We start from the raw sequence: 1,627 nt of genomic DNA on the forward strand, positions 1-1,627 counted from the left end.
CTCTAGATACAGTCAACGGTACAGCCATTTTCAAAGGGAAAATGTACCCAGTAGCGTCTTTTCAATTTTTTCTGAGAAGCTCCAGGCAGTAAGGGTTTTGTTAATTTTTTAGTATTTCTGTATGGGGGAAGTCCAGGTATATTGGCATCTCGCGAGTCTTTAATAAAAGTTTGCTGACCACCACCGGGATAACAATCAGCCGGATTCTGGGGGGCGACAATTCCTTGATAAACCGTTGTTCCCGCAGGTAAAGTCACCGATACCACTTTGGTCGCTTGATTGGGAGGATTCCACTTTTGATCGAGGGCTAAATTTCTGATCACCTCCACATTGGTGGTATATTGATCCGTGGTCAGAAAACGACCTTTTTTGTAATTTTCGTCACTATAATAACGGAAGAAAGTCTGGGGTTTTTCTAGGGTAACTGCCTGACATTCACTATTGCGAAAAGTGATGGCAATATCTGGAGGAAGAGGACAGGAAGGAGCCTGATCTTGAGCCAATATTTTCCGAGAATTGAAAGTAAAATTTTCGGGTAAACTATTGGTTAATGTACTGGCAGCGATTCCTAAAACAAGACTAAAAACGAGCGAACTGGCTTTCATCTTCACTGATTAAGAGAAATTCTTCTCGATTTTACCGTACTGAACCGACTTAAAATCTTGATTTCGCCCACTGGCAACAATTCTTAACTAATTTTCTCCCTGCTCGCCACCCTAACCCCGATTAGCTCCCTAGTAGGAAATTTCCCGCCATTGTCTGTCAACTTTCCTCGCTAGTGTGGGCAAATTAGGAAAAGAATCGTTAAGATCAAAAAAACTTAACATTAATCTTCTTGACAAAATCCCCCATTTGTGCTATGAGAGACGCTATTGATATTTTGATGGAAAATTTGAGCCAGAGCATCGTCGGCCAAACCGAATCGATTCGCATTGTGCTGGTGGCTTTACTCAGTGGTGGCCACGCTCTCCTCGAAGATGTCCCCGGAGTCGGCAAAACCCTCTTAGCTAAATCCTTAGCGCGTTCAATTAACGGTCGTTTCCAACGGGTACAATGCACCCCCGACCTCCTTCCTAGTGATATCACGGGAACGACGATTTGGAACCCCAACAGTCGCGAATTTGAATTTATCCCCGGCCCCGCTTTTGCTAACGTCCTGTTGGCCGATGAAATCAACCGGGCCACCCCGCGCACTCAATCGGCACTTCTAGAAGTCATGGAAGAAAAACAAGTTACCGTCGATGGAGAAGCGCGGCCGGTCCCCCAACCCTTCTTTGTTATCGCCACCCAAAATCCGATCGAATATCAAGGCACTTTTCCGCTTCCAGAAGCGCAAATGGACCGTTTTGCCGTTTGCCTGAGTTTGGGTTATCCCAGCGCCACAGAAGAACTAAAAATGTTACAAAGACAGCATTCTCAAGAGACGGTTAAATCCCTAGAAGCTTGTATTTCCCTAGAACAGGTGGGAGAATTGCAAAGATTAGTTAGTCTGGTCCGGGTAGCTCCTGCTTTACAGCAATATATCGTCGATTTAGTCCGCGCTACCCGTGATCACGAAGATATTAGTTTAGGAGTCAGTCCCCGGGGTTGTGTGGTTTTGCAAAAAGCAGTTCAAGCTTACGCTTTC

General features: G+C 45.2%; 1 protein-coding gene and 1 pseudogene. One reads left to right on the forward strand and one right to left on the reverse strand.

The window, feature by feature from the left end; genetic code table 11:
• Positions 1-137: 137 nt before the first annotated feature.
• Positions 138-605: pseudogene (locus tag PX482_RS19010) on the reverse strand (hypothetical protein); the annotation flags it as partial.
• Between the two features lie 254 nt (positions 606-859).
• Here PX482_RS19010 and PX482_RS19015 point away from each other — a divergent pair.
• A partial coding sequence (locus tag PX482_RS19015) for an AAA family ATPase (protein ID WP_288122851.1) occupies positions 860-1,627 on the forward strand: 768 nt, incomplete at its 3' end.

The organism is Microcystis sp. M53602_WE12 (genome assembly GCF_030065455.1).
In the GTDB taxonomy this organism is placed as follows: domain Bacteria; phylum Cyanobacteriota; class Cyanobacteriia; order Cyanobacteriales; family Microcystaceae; genus Microcystis; species Microcystis aeruginosa.